This is a genomic window from Rhodopila globiformis, from assembly GCF_002937115.1.
Taxonomy (GTDB): Bacteria; Pseudomonadota; Alphaproteobacteria; order Acetobacterales; family Acetobacteraceae; genus Rhodopila; species Rhodopila globiformis.
In genome coordinates this window covers 56,318-70,618 of sequence record NZ_NHRY01000182.1, presented here as the reverse complement: position 1 = coordinate 70,618, position 14,301 = coordinate 56,318, and the positions used below count along the sequence as shown (strand labels likewise).

General features: G+C 67.3%; 17 protein-coding genes. 14 read left to right on the top strand and 3 right to left on the bottom strand.

Annotation, left to right across the window (positions count from 1 at the left end; translation table 11 throughout):
* Positions 1 to 2: 2 nt before the first annotated feature.
* The 4 genes from nagZ to scpB all read left to right on the top strand — a co-directional run bounded on the left by nagZ (position 3) and on the right by scpB (position 3,487).
* Positions 3 to 1,031: a beta-N-acetylhexosaminidase gene (gene nagZ, locus CCS01_RS16825; RefSeq protein WP_104519932.1), complete on the top strand. Its 1,029-nt coding sequence runs from the start codon at positions 3 to 5 to the stop codon at positions 1,029 to 1,031.
* A complete protein-coding gene (locus CCS01_RS16820) occupies positions 1,028 to 1,744 on the top strand; it encodes a site-2 protease family protein (RefSeq protein WP_104519931.1) in 717 nt (238 codons plus the stop codon). The genes nagZ and CCS01_RS16820 overlap by 4 nt, the downstream gene beginning before the upstream one ends.
* A complete protein-coding gene (locus tag CCS01_RS16815; protein WP_104519966.1) occupies positions 1,728 to 2,561 on the top strand; it encodes a segregation and condensation protein A in 834 nt (277 codons plus the stop codon). Before CCS01_RS16820 ends, CCS01_RS16815 begins: the two co-directional genes overlap by 17 nt.
* Before the next feature lie 329 nt (positions 2,562 to 2,890).
* Positions 2,891 to 3,487 (top strand): SMC-Scp complex subunit ScpB, encoded by a 597-nt coding sequence (gene scpB, locus CCS01_RS16810; protein WP_104519965.1) that lies wholly within the window; start codon positions 2,891 to 2,893, stop codon positions 3,485 to 3,487.
* Between the two features lie 1,230 nt (positions 3,488 to 4,717).
* Here scpB and CCS01_RS16805 read toward each other — a convergent pair.
* Positions 4,718 to 4,960 carry a hypothetical protein gene (locus CCS01_RS16805; protein WP_104519930.1) on the bottom strand — a complete coding sequence of 81 codons (243 nt, stop codon included), beginning with the start codon at positions 4,958 to 4,960 and terminating at the stop codon, positions 4,718 to 4,720.
* A 623-nt stretch (positions 4,961 to 5,583) separates the two neighbouring features.
* Here CCS01_RS16805 and CCS01_RS16800 point away from each other — a divergent pair.
* The 3 genes from CCS01_RS16800 (at position 5,584) to CCS01_RS16790 (ending at position 8,565) form a co-directional block, all read left to right on the top strand.
* Positions 5,584 to 6,417 carry an NAD(+)--dinitrogen-reductase ADP-D-ribosyltransferase gene (locus tag CCS01_RS16800; protein ID WP_104519929.1) on the top strand — a complete coding sequence of 278 codons (834 nt, stop codon included), beginning with the start codon at positions 5,584 to 5,586 and terminating at the stop codon, positions 6,415 to 6,417.
* A 1-nt stretch (position 6,418) separates the two neighbouring features.
* On the top strand, positions 6,419 to 7,315 hold the full coding sequence (gene draG / locus CCS01_RS16795; protein WP_104519928.1) for an ADP-ribosyl-[dinitrogen reductase] hydrolase: 897 nt from the start codon (positions 6,419 to 6,421) through the stop codon (positions 7,313 to 7,315).
* A 71-nt stretch (positions 7,316 to 7,386) separates the two neighbouring features.
* Positions 7,387 to 8,565: a T6SS phospholipase effector Tle1-like catalytic domain-containing protein gene (locus tag CCS01_RS16790; RefSeq protein ID WP_158258448.1), complete on the top strand. Its 1,179-nt coding sequence runs from the start codon at positions 7,387 to 7,389 to the stop codon at positions 8,563 to 8,565.
* A gap of 51 nt (positions 8,566 to 8,616) precedes the next feature.
* On the opposite strand, the gene CCS01_RS16785 is transcribed toward CCS01_RS16790, so the two are convergent.
* Positions 8,617 to 9,498: a TauD/TfdA dioxygenase family protein gene (locus CCS01_RS16785; RefSeq protein WP_104519926.1), complete on the bottom strand. Its 882-nt coding sequence runs from the start codon at positions 9,496 to 9,498 to the stop codon at positions 8,617 to 8,619.
* Positions 9,499 to 9,608: 110 nt separating this feature from the next.
* Here CCS01_RS16785 and CCS01_RS16780 point away from each other — a divergent pair, with 110 nt between their 5' ends.
* The 7 genes from CCS01_RS16780 to CCS01_RS16765 all read left to right on the top strand — a co-directional run bounded on the left by CCS01_RS16780 (position 9,609) and on the right by CCS01_RS16765 (position 13,244).
* Complete coding sequence (locus CCS01_RS16780) at positions 9,609 to 10,790, top strand: cytochrome P450 (protein WP_104519925.1); 1,182 nt, start codon at positions 9,609 to 9,611, stop codon at positions 10,788 to 10,790.
* Between the two features lie 68 nt (positions 10,791 to 10,858).
* Complete coding sequence (locus tag CCS01_RS16775; protein WP_104519924.1) at positions 10,859 to 11,239, top strand: RT0821/Lpp0805 family surface protein; 381 nt, start codon at positions 10,859 to 10,861, stop codon at positions 11,237 to 11,239.
* A gap of 84 nt (positions 11,240 to 11,323) precedes the next feature.
* The gene (locus CCS01_RS16770; RefSeq protein ID WP_104519923.1) at positions 11,324 to 11,878 is read left to right on the top strand and encodes a hypothetical protein; all 555 of its coding nucleotides are present in this window, start codon (positions 11,324 to 11,326) and stop codon (positions 11,876 to 11,878) included.
* A 212-nt stretch (positions 11,879 to 12,090) separates the two neighbouring features.
* A complete protein-coding gene (locus CCS01_RS35735; RefSeq protein WP_275112928.1) occupies positions 12,091 to 12,219 on the top strand; it encodes a hypothetical protein in 129 nt (42 codons plus the stop codon).
* Positions 12,220 to 12,236: 17 nt separating this feature from the next.
* Complete coding sequence (locus tag CCS01_RS32915) at positions 12,237 to 12,521, top strand: hypothetical protein (RefSeq protein ID WP_146101810.1); 285 nt, start codon at positions 12,237 to 12,239, stop codon at positions 12,519 to 12,521.
* A 7-nt stretch (positions 12,522 to 12,528) separates the two neighbouring features.
* The gene (locus CCS01_RS32910; protein WP_146101809.1) at positions 12,529 to 12,831 is read left to right on the top strand and encodes a hypothetical protein; all 303 of its coding nucleotides are present in this window, start codon (positions 12,529 to 12,531) and stop codon (positions 12,829 to 12,831) included.
* The gene (locus CCS01_RS16765; protein ID WP_104519922.1) at positions 12,828 to 13,244 is read left to right on the top strand and encodes a hypothetical protein; all 417 of its coding nucleotides are present in this window, start codon (positions 12,828 to 12,830) and stop codon (positions 13,242 to 13,244) included. Before CCS01_RS32910 ends, CCS01_RS16765 begins: the two co-directional genes overlap by 4 nt.
* 929 nt (positions 13,245 to 14,173) lie before the next feature.
* Here the strand turns inward: CCS01_RS16765 and CCS01_RS16760 are convergent.
* Positions 14,174 to 14,301 (bottom strand): hypothetical protein (locus CCS01_RS16760; protein WP_146101811.1); only part of this gene is annotated, 128 nt, incomplete at its 5' end.

Here is a 14,301-nt window from a genome sequence, read left to right as displayed (position 1 = left end):
CCTTGGCTGCCCCGGCCAAGGCTGCGCCCACCAGGGCTGCGATCGTCGGCATTGCCGGCCCGGCCCTGCTGGCGCAGGAGACCGCGCTGTTCGCGGCCTTCCCGCCGGCGGGCGTCATCCTGTTCGCCCGCAACATCCAGGATCCCGGTCAGCTTGGCCGCCTGATCGCGGCCCTGCGGCAGGCCCTGCCGGAAGACGCCGCGCTGATGGTGGACCAGGAAGGCGGCCGGGTCGCCCGGCTGCGCCCACCTCACTGGCGCGCCCATCCCCCTGCGGCGTCGCTCGGCCGCCTGTTCGACACCCACCCCGCAGCCGGCCTGCGAGCCGCCTGGCTGACCGGCGCCCTGATTGGCCTCGATTGCCGCGCCGCCGGCTTCACCATCGCCGCCGCGCCGGTGCTGGACCTGTCGGTGCCCGGTGCGCATGACGTCATCGGCGACCGCGCCCTGGCATCTTGTCCCGCCGCCGTCGCCCGTCTTGGCCGGGCGCTGGCCAACGGCCTGCTCGCCGCCGGTGTGCTGCCCGTCGGCAAGCACGCGCCAGGACATGGCCGGGCGCGCGTGGACAGCCATCTTGCGTTGCCGGTCGTGCCCGACAATGTTCTGGACGCCGATATTCGGCCTTTTGTGTTGAATGCCGATCTGCCATGGATGATGACCGCCCACATCGTCTTCCCGGCGCTCGACCCGGCCGCTCCAGCGACCCTGTCCAGCGCTGTGATCACAAACGTCATCCGCGGGCGGATCGGCTTTGAAGGAGTCCTGGTGACCGACGACCTGGCAATGAAGGCGCTGACCGGCGCGCCGGCCGACCTCGCGGCCCGGGCGCTGGCTGCCGGCTGCGACATCGCGCTGTATTGCAGCGGCGATTTCCCGGCGACCGAGGCGCTGCTGCGCACCTGCCCGCCGCTGACGCCGCAGGTCCGGGCGCGGCTGCAGGCGGCCCGCGCCCGGCTGGCGGCCTCCGCCATGACGCTGGATGGTGACGCGCTGGCCGCTGAACGCATCCGCTTGCTGGGAATGATCGCGTGAACATCCTCCCCATCGTCATCAACCTGGCGATTGCCGTCGTGCCGGTGATCCTGGCGATCACCCTGCACGAGGCCGCGCACGGCTTCGCCGCGCTGGCGCTGGGCGACACCACGGCACGGGACGCCGGCCGGCTGTCGCTCAACCCGATCCGGCATATCGACCCCGTCGGCACCATCATCCTGCCGGGCTTCCTGCTGGTCACCCAGTTGGTGCTGCCGCCGCACCGGATCTTCTTCATGTTCGGCTGGGCCAAGCCGGTGCCGGTTTCGGCTTTCAGGTTCCGCGACCCGCGCCGCGGCATGGCGCTGGTGGCGACCGCCGGGCCGCTGATGAACTTCTTCCTCGCCTGGGTCGGGGCGCTGATCATGCCCAGCGTGCTGGGGCCAAGCGTCTGGAGCGCCGGCGCCCAGCAGTTCCTGATCTATTTCATGCTGGCCAACATCGTGCTGGGCCTGTTCAACCTGCTGCCGATCCCGCCGCTGGACGGCGGGCGCATCGCCGTTGGCCTGCTGCCGCTGCCACTGGCTCGCGCCTGGGCGCAGCTCGAGCGGGTCGGCATCCTTATTGTGCTGCTGGCGATTTTCATCCTGCCGCGCCTGATGGGCTTCGATCCGCTGGGCGCGGCGCTGGACCGTGTCCTGCCCTGGGCTTTCCGGGTGATCTTCTGGCTTGCCGGACAGAATGTCGCAGGGCTCGATGGAGCCAGCATCTGACGCCGCGGCTGCCGCGCCGCCCCCCGACCCGGCGGACGCTCCGCCGCCGCTGCCGATGGAGCCGCCCGGCGAGAGCCTGGTCTTGAGGCTGGAGGGGTTCGAGGGTCCGATGGACCTGCTGCTCGACCTGGCGCGGGCGCAGAAGGTGGACCTGGCGAAGATCTCGATCCTGTCGCTGGTCGATCAGTACCTGGCGGTGATCGAGGGGGCGAAGCGCGTCCGCCTGGAACTGGCGGCCGACTGGCTGGTGATGGCCGCCTGGCTGACCTGGCTGAAATCCCGCCTGCTGGTGCCCTCGCCGACGGCCGAGGACCTGGAAGACGGCCTGCAGGCGGCCGAGGCGCTGGCCGAGCGTCTGCGCGAGATGAACGTCGTCCGCACGCTGGCCGCCTGGCTGGCGGCGCGGCCGGTGCTGGGCCAGGACGTGTTCGCCCGCGGCGCGCCGGAACGCCACGAGGAGATTGACCGCTCCCGCATCGCGCTGGAAACCGGCGCGTTCGTGCGTGCCTACCTGGACGCGGTGCGGCGCGGCACGAAATCGACGGTGTACAAGCCGCGCCCGCTGACCATCTGGACCGTGCAGGACGCGCTGCGCCGCCTGGCAGATCTGGTCGGCAGCCTGCCGGACTGGACGACGCTGCAGGAGTTCCTGCCGGATCAACTGGAAAGCCCGACGGAACGGCGCGCCGCCCTGGCCAGCACCCTGCTCGCCAGCCTGGAACTGGCGCGCGGCGGCGTGGTGCGGCTGCGGCAGGAGGAAGCCTTTGGCCCGATCCTGGTGCGCCGGGGCGGCGGCGATGGAGAACAGGACGGATGAGCGACGATCAGGACCGCAGCCCCGCCCCGGCCGGGCAGGCGGCACAGCCGGTGGACCAGGGCCAGCCGGACGAGATGGCTCCCGCCGGCGACAGCGACGAGGCAGTCACCGCGGATGCCGGCGCCGGCGACCTGCCGGACACCGCCGCGGCCGAGGATGCGCCCGCAGCGGAGCACGCGGTCGGCGACATCGCCGCGGCTGAGGACGCGACGCCCGCAGACGCCCCGGGATTCGCCGAGGCCGGGACCGCGGCCGGCGAGCCGGACGTCGCCGCGACCCCGGAGGCCGCCTCGTCCGGCGTACCGGAAGCCGCCGCTTCCCCCAACCGCCTGCGCGAACCGGACGAGGACTCGCTGCGTCTCGCCGAGGCGCTGATCTTCGCCAGCGCCGAACCGGTTTCAGCCCGGGCGCTGACCCGGGTGCTGCCGGACGACATCGACGCCGACGCGGTGCTGGCGCGGCTGCGCGAACGCTATGCCGGCCGCGGCGTCGAACTGATCGACATCGGCACCGGCGTGATGTTCCGCACCGCGCCCGACCTGGCGCCGCGGCTGCGCAAGGTGATCGAGGTGCCGCGCCGCCTGCCGCGCGTGGCGCTGGAGACGCTGGCGATCATCGCCTATCACCAGCCGATGACGCGGCCGGAGATCGAGCATATCCGTGGCACGGCGCTATCGCAGCAGACCCTCGATTCGCTGCTGGAATTGAACCTGATTGCTCCGAAGGGGCGGCGCGAGACCCCCGGCCGCCCGACGCTGTGGGGAACGACGCCGGAGTTCCTGGCGCATTTCGGCCTGAAGGACCTGCGGGAACTGCCGCGGCGGGAGGACCTGCTGCTGGAAACCGCCCCGCCGAAGCCGACGCCGGAGGTGCTGCCGGCGGACCTGCAGCCGCCGCCGGAGCCGGCGAAGGAGCAGCCAGCCTGAGCACAGGCCAGATCGGCGCCAGGTCCGGGCCGGTCGCCCTGCCCGGCCGCCGTCTGGGGCAGGAGAAGAGGGCCAAAACGGCCAGGATCGCGGTCTGATCAAAGGGTCAGACACTGCAAGGCTGCCTGAGGCAATCCCGGCCGGGCTGCCAGGCGATGACGACAAGGCCGGAGGCTCTTTCTTGCCGTGCCTCAACAGTGCTTGCCACAATTGCCGGAAGCCCGCTGAAACCGGCAGCACTTGCTGACGACACGTCAACAAACCCATGATCCGGTAAGACCTGGCAGCCGGCACTTCTACACGGCAGGATGATGGATACCAAGCAAGCCCTTATTTTGACTGTGTCAGTTTCCGCCTAACACATTGTAGTCACGACGTTTTCTCGCAAACTAGAGCTCCCATAACCCATTGATAACATTGACTATCTCTCAGTTTTTGACACAGTAAGATTATTGCCCTGAAAGCGGGAAACATACCGGCGGGCTGGTCCGATGACCGATTTCCGCCGATGGATCCGCCCAGGTGGATCGTGTTCGAGGGCTGCAAGCCCAACCAGCGCTTTGCTCCGGTGGAACAAAATCCGGTCGTATCATGACCGCCTGCCAGGTTCGCACGACTGCGAAATCGAAGACCATTTGTGTTCAATCGCGGTAGGGGTGCGCCTTGCGCACCCCTACCGCGATTGGCTCCGGTTCCGCCGGCGCCGCCCGGTAATCCAGACCGGGCGTCCCGAACCGGTCACCGGGGCAATCGATACCATGCCGGCGCGACCGCAGATCGCTGGTATTGCGCCTCTGCCCGCTCTATCGCACCGCTCGGCAAACGCAGTGTTGAATGGCGATGCTTTGGTCCCTACAAGAGAAGTGGCGGCCGCATTAAGCAAATCAACTGATAATTCAAGAAAATCTGTCTTTCCTCCGACGGTTCGCAAGAGAATATCCAGGCTGGCCATACCGCTGAACGCAGACTGGCCGACCCGGATCCTGGATCATCAGGTGCCGCCATGAAATGGTACTCTTGTTTAAGTACAGTTGCGGCTGTCGCCATGTGCGGGCTGATGCTTTCCACAGCCGCGGAAGCCGCTGTGGCGCCTTACCTGCTCGTTGTGCCGCCGCCGCCACCTAACTCCCCGCCGGCCCACGCCCCACCGCCGCCGGAACGAGCAATGTCCGACTGGATGCCACCCTGGCCGGCCCCCGCGCCAGACATTCCACCGCCGCGGCCCCAGTGTTATGCTGGCACCCAGGTCTGCCCGTTGAAGCAGCCCGGTACGGTCGCGAACACCTGCACATGCCAGACCGCCTCCGGCAGCGTCACAGGCCGGGCGCTCATCCCGCCCAGCCGCCGCCTCGCCTTGCGGACGGCGTCAAGCCGCTGAGCTCGCGGGCTGCGCGCCGCATTCGCCCCCGCGCCGCGGCTGCGCAAGGTAATCGAGGTGGCGCGCCGCCTGCCGCTGAAGACGCCGGCGATCATCGCCTGCCACCAGCCGATGACGGCCGGAGATCGAGCCTATCCGCGGCACCGCGCTGTCGCAGCTTGCACCGTCGCTTCGGTAGCGTTCTGGCTGTCGCTGCCTGCGGGCTGATGCTCGCCACAACCGCGCAAGGCCGCGGCGGCATTATCCTGCTCATTGTGCCGCAACCGCAGATTATCGTCCCGCCGGCCTATCGCCCGCCGCCGCCGGCCCTGACAACACCCGACTGGATGCCGCCCTTGCCCGGCCCGGGGCCAAGCATCCCGCCGCCGCCCCGCCGGTGCTATGCCGGCACCCTGGTCTGTGATCTGGAGCAACCCGATACAGTCACGGACACCTGCACATGCCAGACCGCCTCCGGCAACGTCACAGGACGGGCGCTCATCCCGCCGAGCCGCCACTTCGGCCCGAGGCCCGCGCCAGATCGCTGACCTCGCGGGCGGCGCGATCGCCTTGCAAGGCGTCCAGCCGGTTCGCCGGCGGCACGCGCAGGCCACCCGGCCTCCGCGGCGTTTGCACGCAATAGCCGGGACGCGCGCAGCGGGATATAGTGCGGCAATGCGTTCGTTACAGTCCCTTGCCGGCAGGCGGGCGATGGCCGGGCGCCCGATCGAGTAAAGGCATGACCACTCCTGACCTGCACGACGAACTGGATGGCGAGTTTGCCCGCGCCGGGCACAGCAGCAACCTCGTCAACGTCGCGCCGCGCCACCTCGGCAGCTGGCGGTTCAACGACGAGCCGCGGACCTTGCGCATCGCCGGGGTGCGGGAATTCAACCGGAACCTGTTCGAGATGCTCGACCAGGCGGAAACACCGGCCGAGGCCGCGGACGCGTTCGAGAACTACGTCCACGCGGCGTTCAACATCGATCCCGAGCAGCGCGACCGCTCCGGGGCGCGCCGACGCTTCCGCTCCAGCTACATGCGCCTGCTGCGAGGCTGGGGCTATGACGCCAACAGCCCGGAAGGCGCGGTGATCAAAGGATGGGTGGAAAGCCGCTTCGGCCTGCTTCCCACCCATCACAAGCAGCAGATGAACGCCGCGTCCGTCGATGCCTGGACGACGTATGTCGCGGAAAAGATGTCGACCCGCTTCCACGACAATTCCATCTATGCGCAACTCGACCTGCTGTACGAATTCTGCCAGTGGCGGATGCGCCGTTTCGTGCCCGGGAAGACACATGTCACGCTCTTCCGCGGCACCAACGAATGCGATGACGCGAACCTCGTGCAGCGGATCGATCGGCGCACGGTGGTGATGCGCTTCAACAACGTCGTCTCGTTCACGGAAGACCGCGACACCGCCGGCTGCTTCGGCGACCACATCCTGGAGGCGCGGGTGCCCGCGGTGAAAATCCTGTTCTTCAATACCCTGTTGCCGCACCATCCGCTCAAGGCGGAAGGCGAGTACCTGGTCATTGGCGGGGAGTACCGGGTTGTCGCCAGCTACCACTGACATGACGACGCCGAGCCTGCATGAGCGGGCGCTCGGGGCCTATCTCGGGTTCGCCGTCGGCGATGCCCTGGGCGCCACCGTCGAGTTCATGACCCGCCGGGAGATCGAGGCCACGTACGGCAGGCACGAGACCATCGTGGGCGGCGGCTGGCTGCGTCTCGCGCCCGGCCAGGTGACGGACGATACCGAGATGACGATGTGCCTGGGCCGCGCCATCCTGGAAGGAGAGACCTGGGACGTCGCCCGCGTCTGCGAGCAGTTCGCCGCGTGGCTCAGGGGCAATCCCGTCGACGTCGGCAACACCTGCCGGCGGGGGATCCGCCGCTATATGAGCGACGGATCGGTCTGCGGCCCGTTCAGCGAGGGCGACGCGGGCAACGGCGCGCTGATGCGCAACCTGCCTGTCGTGCTGGCCACGCTGGGCGACGAGGCTGAATTCGAACGCTGGAGCATCGAACAGAGCCATGTGACCCACCACCACCCGCTCTCCGACGCGGCGGTCCTCGCGCTCGGGCGGATGACGCGTGTGCTGCTTGCGGGAGACGGGGTTGCCGCGGCCCGGCGCGAGGCGTCCGCCCTGGTGGCCGGGCACCCCCAGTTCCGTTTCAAGCCGTATCGCGGCCTGTGCAGCGCCTATGTGGTCGATACCGTGCAGACCGTGCTGCACCATTTCTTCGAGACCGACAGCTTTCAGTCCTGCGTGGCCGAAACCGTGAACAAGGGCGGCGACGCCGACACTACCGGGGCGCTGGCAGGCATGCTGGCGGGCGCGGCCTACGGGGTGCAGGACATCCCGCCGCGCTGGCTGTCGCGGCTCGACCCCGGCCTGTGCGCCGAGATCCGCGGACAGGTCGCCGGCCTGATCGCGCGAAGCCACAAACCGGCACAACCGGCCTGAAGCGGCTTCCGTCTGGAAGCGCGGATGGCCCGTTGACGGCCGATCCGCCATAATGCATGTTTCGTAACATTATGGTCACGCAAGAACAGCCCCTGCCCGGGCTTCATCGCCGCTTGGTCGTCTGCTGCGACGGCACCTGGAACGCCGACGACGCCGGGCCGTCAGCCACCAACGTGGTGCGGATGCTGCGCTGCATCGCGCCGCAGGCCGAGGACGGCACGCCGCAGATCGTGCACTATCATCCGGGAGTTGGGACCGGCGATCCGCTGGATCACATGCTGGGCGGGGCGCTGGGCATCGGGCTCGCGCCGGCGATCCGCGACACCTATGCCTTCCTGGCCAACAACTATGCCCCAGGCGACGAGATCTTCCTGTTCGGCTTCTCGCGCGGCGCCTTCACCGCGCGTAGCGTCGCCGGGCTCATCGGCGCCATCGGCCTGCTGCACGCCAGGGAGATGGGACGCTTCATGGACGCCTGGCGCTGGAGCCAGTTGCCGAAGACGCAGCGCGACCTCGCCGCGCTGGACCGCTGCTTCCCCCTGCGCGCCCGCGACGTGCCGATCCGCTGCATCGGCGTGTGGGACACGGTGGGCGCGCTCGGCGTGCCGCGCAACCGGGTGCTGAAGAACTGGCATCCCTGTGCCGAGACCTACCGGTTCTACGACACCAGCCTTGGCAGCCACGTCCGTTATGCCTTCCAGGCGCTGGCGATCGATGAACGCCGCGAGCCGTTCGCGCCAGCCCTGTGGAACACAACCAGGGATCCCGCGCCGGACCAGATGATCCGCCAGGTCTGGTTCGCCGGCGTGCATGCCGACGTCGGCGGCGGCTATGCGGACCACGGTCCGGCCGATATCCCGTTCGTGTGGATGCTGGCACAGGTCGATCCGCTGCTGGCGCTGGATCTCAATGCGATTCCGCCGGAACTCGACACCACCGAGCCGTACGACCGCGGCGGGCTGCACGAATCCTTCGAGGGGCCGCTGTGGAAATGGGCCGGCGAGAAGCGCCGCACCGTCGGCCCGGGCGCCAGCCAGTACGTGCACGAAACCGTGCTGGAGCGTTTCGGCTACCGCGGCTACCCCACCAATCCGGACTTCGATTTCAAGGCGCTGCCGGTCTGGCGCCGCGACAGCTTCGAGCGGGATTTTGCCTGGTCGCAGGCCGCTCCGCCACCGCCGTCGCCTTCCCTGCCCGGCCGCAAGCCCAGCCTGTGCGGCAAAGTGGTGGGGTGGCTGGAGGGAAGCTGAGCGCGATGCGGCAGGCGCGGCATCCCGTCGCCGCCGCAACGCCAATCAGCGTCAGGCGGCCGCCTCCACCACCGTCGGCACGTCGTCCGAAACCGTGGTGCGGCGCAGGTCGCGCACCTGCGTTTCGTCATATGGCCGTGAGCGGTGCATGGTGCAGCGGTTGTCCCACATGACCAGGTCGCCGACGACCCAGCGGTGGGTATAGGCGAACGCGCGCTGCGTCGCGTGCTCGGTCAGGTCCATCAGCAGCAGGCGCGCCTCGGGGTCCGGCATGCCGCGGATGCGCCCGGCATGCGATGACAGGAACAGCGACTTGCGGCCGGAGCCGGGATGGGTGCGCACCAGCACCTGCGGCACCGGCGCCATCCGCGCGCGCTCTTCCTCCGACCAGTCGCAAAAACCGATGCTGCCGCGCGAGAACAACTGCGAGTGCTCGCAGACCAGCCCCTCGACCCGCGCCTTCATGCGATCGGACAGCGCGTCCCAGGCGGCGCGCATGTCGGCGAACTGGGTTTCCCCGCCCTGGTTCGGGATCACCCGCGCCGACAGCAGCGAGAACCGCGCCGGGACACGCTTGAAGCTGCTGTCCGAGTGCCACAGCCGGTTCCCCAGCCCGTCCAGCCAAAGCCGATCGGCTTTGGGCAGGATGCGGTTGTCGGGGCCGAGGTTGGAGATGTCGGCCATGTGCAAGTCGAGGCGGGGCACGAAATCCTTGCGGTAGGCGCGGACCGTGGTTTCCAGTTCGCCGAAGTTGCGGCTGAACGCCATCTGCTGCTGGTCGGTGATCATCTGGCCGGGGAACACCAGGACGGCATAGCGGTTGATGGCCTCGGTGATCGCCGCAACCGTCCGCGCATCGACCGGCTGCCGCAGGTCAACCCCAAGGATTTGCGCAACGAACTCCGGATGCAACGGCTTTACGGTGATCGTCATCGCTTTTCTCTCTTTTGTTGTTCGTTGTTGGATGAATACTACCGACGAGCGGGCCGCGTTGGCAATGGACGTGATTTCGCGCAGGGTGCCGGCAAAGGGAGGACAGCGGCATGATCCCGGCGCTCGATATCGATCCGTTCTGCCAGGCATTCTTCGACGACCCCGGTCCGACGCACGCGGCCATGCGCGACGCCGGCCCGGTGGTCTACCTGCCACGCTACGACATCCATGCCGTGGCGCGCTACGACGATGTCCGCGCCGTGCTGCTGGACTGGCGCGCCTACGCCAGCGCCCGCGGCGTCGGCCTGTCCGACTTCGCCCGGGAAAAGCCGTGGCGGCTGCCGAGCCTGCTGCTGGAAACCGACCCGCCGGTGCACGACCGGACGCGGGCGCTGATGGACAAGGTGCTGTCGCCGGCCGCCGTGCGCGCGTTGCGCGACGGCTTCACCCGTGCCGCCGAAACGCTGGTCGACGATCTTCTGGCACGCGGCTCGTTCGACGCCATCCATGACCTGGCCGAGGCCTATCCGCTGACGGTATTTCCCGACGCCGTCGGCATGCCGGCCGAGAACCGGCGCTTCCTGCTGCCCTACGGCAACATGGTGTTCAACAGCTTCGGCCCGCGCAATGCGTTGTTCGAGGCCGCGGTGGCCGACGCCGAGCCGGTGCTGGCCTGGGTGCAGGCGCAGTCCCGCCGCGAGGCCCTGTCCACCACCGGCTTCGGCGCGGCGATCCATGAAGCGGCCGAGCGGGACGGCTTCACCGTCGCCGAGGCCGAGATCCTGGTGCGCTCGCTGCTGACCGCCGGCGTCGACACCACCGTCAACGGCCTGGGGGCCGCGATCTGGTGCCTGGCCCGCTTCCCGGCCGAATTCGAGCGGCTGCGCGCCGAGCCCTCGCTGGCGCGGGCAGCGTTCGAGGAAGCGGTCCGGCTGGAAAGCCCGGTGCAGACCTTCTTCCGCACCACGATGCGGGACGTGGTCATCGGTGGAGAAACGATCCCGGAAGGCCGCAAGGTGCTGATGTTCCTGGGCGCCGCCAACCGCGACCCGCGCCGCTGGGAGCAACCGGACGCGTACGACATCACCCGCCGCAACGCCGGCCATGTCGGCTTCGGCGCCGGCGCCCATGCCTGCGTCGGCGCCGTGCTGGCCCGGCTGGAGGGCGAGGCGGTGCTGGCCGCACTGGCCCGGAAAGCGCGCGCGATCACCATCACCGGCACCCCGCGGCGCCGCTACAACAACACGCTGCGCGCGCTGGCCAGCCTGCCGGTGACGCTGCTGGCCGCCTGAGCGCAACGGGTTTGATCCTTGTCATGCGTTTGGCTAGCCTGACCACCGGCAAGATAAGGAATCGCCACGTGACGCTGCGATATGGATTTGTGCACGCAACAGCGGCGGCGCTGCTGCTGATTGGCGTGTCGGCCGCCGATGCCCAGATCAACCCGTTCCGGAGCAGCCGGCAGGCAACTGGCCTGACCAATGACGACGTGGCCAGGCTGACCGAGGCGACCGGGCGGTTGAACCAGAAGGAGCCGATCCACGTCGGCGATGCCGAGACCTGGAGCAATCCCACCAGCGGCAATTCGGGCAAGGTGACGGTGACGCGCCTGTTCAAGTACAGCGGCATGGCCTGCCACGGCGTGCGCTACGACCTGACCTACAAGGCGCAACGGCCGCCCCGCAGCTACACCGCCAGTTGGTGCCGCACAAAGGCCGGCGAGTGGAAGCTGAAGAGCTGACGGCAGAACAATTGTTCTTGCTTTAGTCCACAACTTGTGGTAGATAGGGGCAATTCCTGTGCTGATATAGCCGAGGCGCCCGCCGTGGTCACCGATGCTGCTCTGGATAAGGTCCAGGGTTTTCCCACTCCACTCTTCCGCGACGCGGCGGCGGACAACGCGGCGCGAGAGGCGGCGGTCCGGCAGACGCCGACCAGCTACGACGCTCGCAACCACCATGCGCTTCGTTTCACCGCGCGGTCGATCGTCTTCAGCGCCGGCAACCTGGGCGCCCTGAGCCGGGTGGCTTTGCAGAACGAAGCGCGACCGGGAAAGGCGCGAGGCCAGCCGCCTGGGCAGGCTATGGCGGCCCCGGTGGCGCAACTGCGCACACGCGACCTGCCCGCGCGCCCTGATATACAGGATCTGGCCGATTTCGCTCGCGTCGCCTGGAAGACCGAAAAGGTTACCACCGCCGCGCAGCCGGTGGCGACGCTGTCTCGCCAGCAGCGCCGCTTTGCCGGGCGGCAACCGGAACTGGAGCCGGCCTGTCTGGCGCGGCGCGCCGATCGGCGCCTGAGCGGCCTGGTGGCCGCGCCGCCGGATCGTCTCCCGCCGTCGCGGGAACTTCTCACGCCGGGTGATGCCGATTGGCATTGAGCCTGACTGTTCGCACGAAGTTCCCGGCGGCCTGGCCGGGGCGCGTCTTCCGGACGTCAGAGCAAGGCTGGTTCGGGAGGGGCTCTTGCTGCCGGGGCCGTTCCTTCTCCGTCATAGCCGGCGCGGTCCTTCCCATCCAACCCTGCCATCGAACGGCAGGCACAGTACCGGCCGTCAACCACCCGGGCAGCGAAACGATGGCTCCTGGCGAAATGATGCTGACCTTCACGTTTGCCGCGAATGCCAGGGGCGGCAGCATTGCGCCGAGCGTGATCGGCCCGGCGACCGGTCAGGCCCGGCTCTGCCACGCCTGGTTTGATTCCGTTGAAATCTCAGTATAAGGCTGTCGAGTGTAACTTTGTACAAAGATATTGCCAGATTAAGTGTGGATATTCCCGCTGCTTATAGCGGCGTTGCGTGTGTGAATACTGGCAAGGGAATCGGGATCGCTTTCAATGTAAAGGTTTATGCCCCACATGATCAGGCAGTGACCGATGTTGGGCTGCCGGATGCATGTCGCAGCCAGTTCTCGTTCGAGGCGCCAGGCACCGCCGACGACCCGATCGGACACGGCTGCGCCTGGCTCGGGACCTTGCCGGACCGCACAGAAACGATTGAAGCATATGCTAACGCCTCGCTGTGAAGTCTGCATGCCCAACAAAACCTGTGAATGCTTCACCTGCAAATACAGATCGAAATACCCGTCACCGCACCTGAGCATCGACAAGCAGGAATGGTATGGGGTGTGCATGCATCCGAAAGCCAATCTCCGCGAGCGGCTAAAGGTGGCGCTTGACGGAGATGATGTTTTTGCGAACTACACGCTATACATTCACGAGCAAGCCCTGTGCAGTGTGTTCAGGCAATATAATCATGATTTCTGTGGAGCCCAGGCACAGTATTACGAGCCGATTGAGCCGGCATCCTGTCCCTGCAAGCAGGGAAGCGAATGATTGATTTCGTGAACGGAGTCCTCTCTGTCCTGGCCGCTCTGACGCCAACTGTCGGGCCAGCCGGTGTCGCCCTTCTGACATCCAACCTCATCATCGGTGCCGTGCTGATTTATTGGATGCGGCATGCCTCGAAAGAACGTCAGGAGCAGGCTGACCTTCGCCGCGAGCAATCCGAGCGGCATATGCGTGAGACGAAGGAGATCAGGGACGAGGCTGAGGAGAAGTTGAATGCGTTCATGTCGAGCCATGAGGAAATCATTGTCCGGCACAACGCCTTTACGCAGGACCTGATGAGCCGGTTTCTCCACCACGAGACACTGACCAAGGAGGAGTTGGCGGACATCGTGAAGGAGTTGCACGCCCATTCCGTGACGCTTGCCAGGATTGACGCGGTTACCGCGCGTTTGAAGTAGCTTCGATGCATCTGGTCGATTGATGTTGTGCCGCCGGCGACCATTTGTCCAGTGAATCTATTTCGGACCCTTGGTCATCGTTCTATCGACAAGGGATTTTCTTTGGCCGGTTGAGCGGCGGAGTCGTTGTCACTGCCTCATGGTCGACCTTGTGCCGGCCATGAGGCGTGTCTGGCTGAGTCTCTCTTCCAGGGGCGGCCCATGATCTGGGCGCCGATGGCATGGACAGGGTGTGCCTGCGTTTCGATTGACCGTGCGCCACCGGCGGCGGACGTGCGGTACGGTCGTCCTTGAACGTTCGCACAGAGAAAAATGAAGAACTGCCGAGGGCCACAGGGAAGAAGATCTGGCGCTGCCGGCGAAGCGCCCGGCGATCAGCACTGCTGGACCATGCGGCGCCTGGCCTCGCCGCCCGGCCGGACGGCTGCATCAGCCTGCCACGGCGGCAACATCAGCACTTTGTCGCGCGACGTCCCCCTGATCCCTGTGGCCCTCCACGGCCCTCAGTTCATTCTCTGTTCGAACGGAAATACGCCATCAACCACGCTGTCCATGCCGGCGGAGGCACCCTGTCCGGACCACATCCGTGCCAGACCATGTGGCCACGTCTCGTTCCAAGACCGCACCAGCCAGACACCAAGCCCTCCAGCCCTTCCGGCTCAACTCAGACAGGCTCCAACCCGGAAGTAACCGGCGTCGCTGTTCTACAGCAGGCCGCAGGTCGATTGAGACAGGGCGACGGCGCTCCCTCATCGTCATGGCCCGGCTTGTCCGGGCCACCTGTTCCAGCACATGTGCCGCGATAGGTGGCCCGGACAAGCCGGGCCATGACGATGAGGACAGGGGGCCTCAGTGTCCCAACCGACCTGCGGTCTGCTGTAACGCCAATGGATCCGCGTTCGGCATGGCGAAGCGGCCACGCGCGGCAATCACGCATCCATCTTCAGCGCCGCGAGGAACGCCGACTGCGGGATCTCGACCTTGCCGAATTGCCGCATCCGCTTCTTGCCTTCCTTCTGCTTCTCCAGCAGCTTCCGCTTGCGCGTGATGTCGCCGC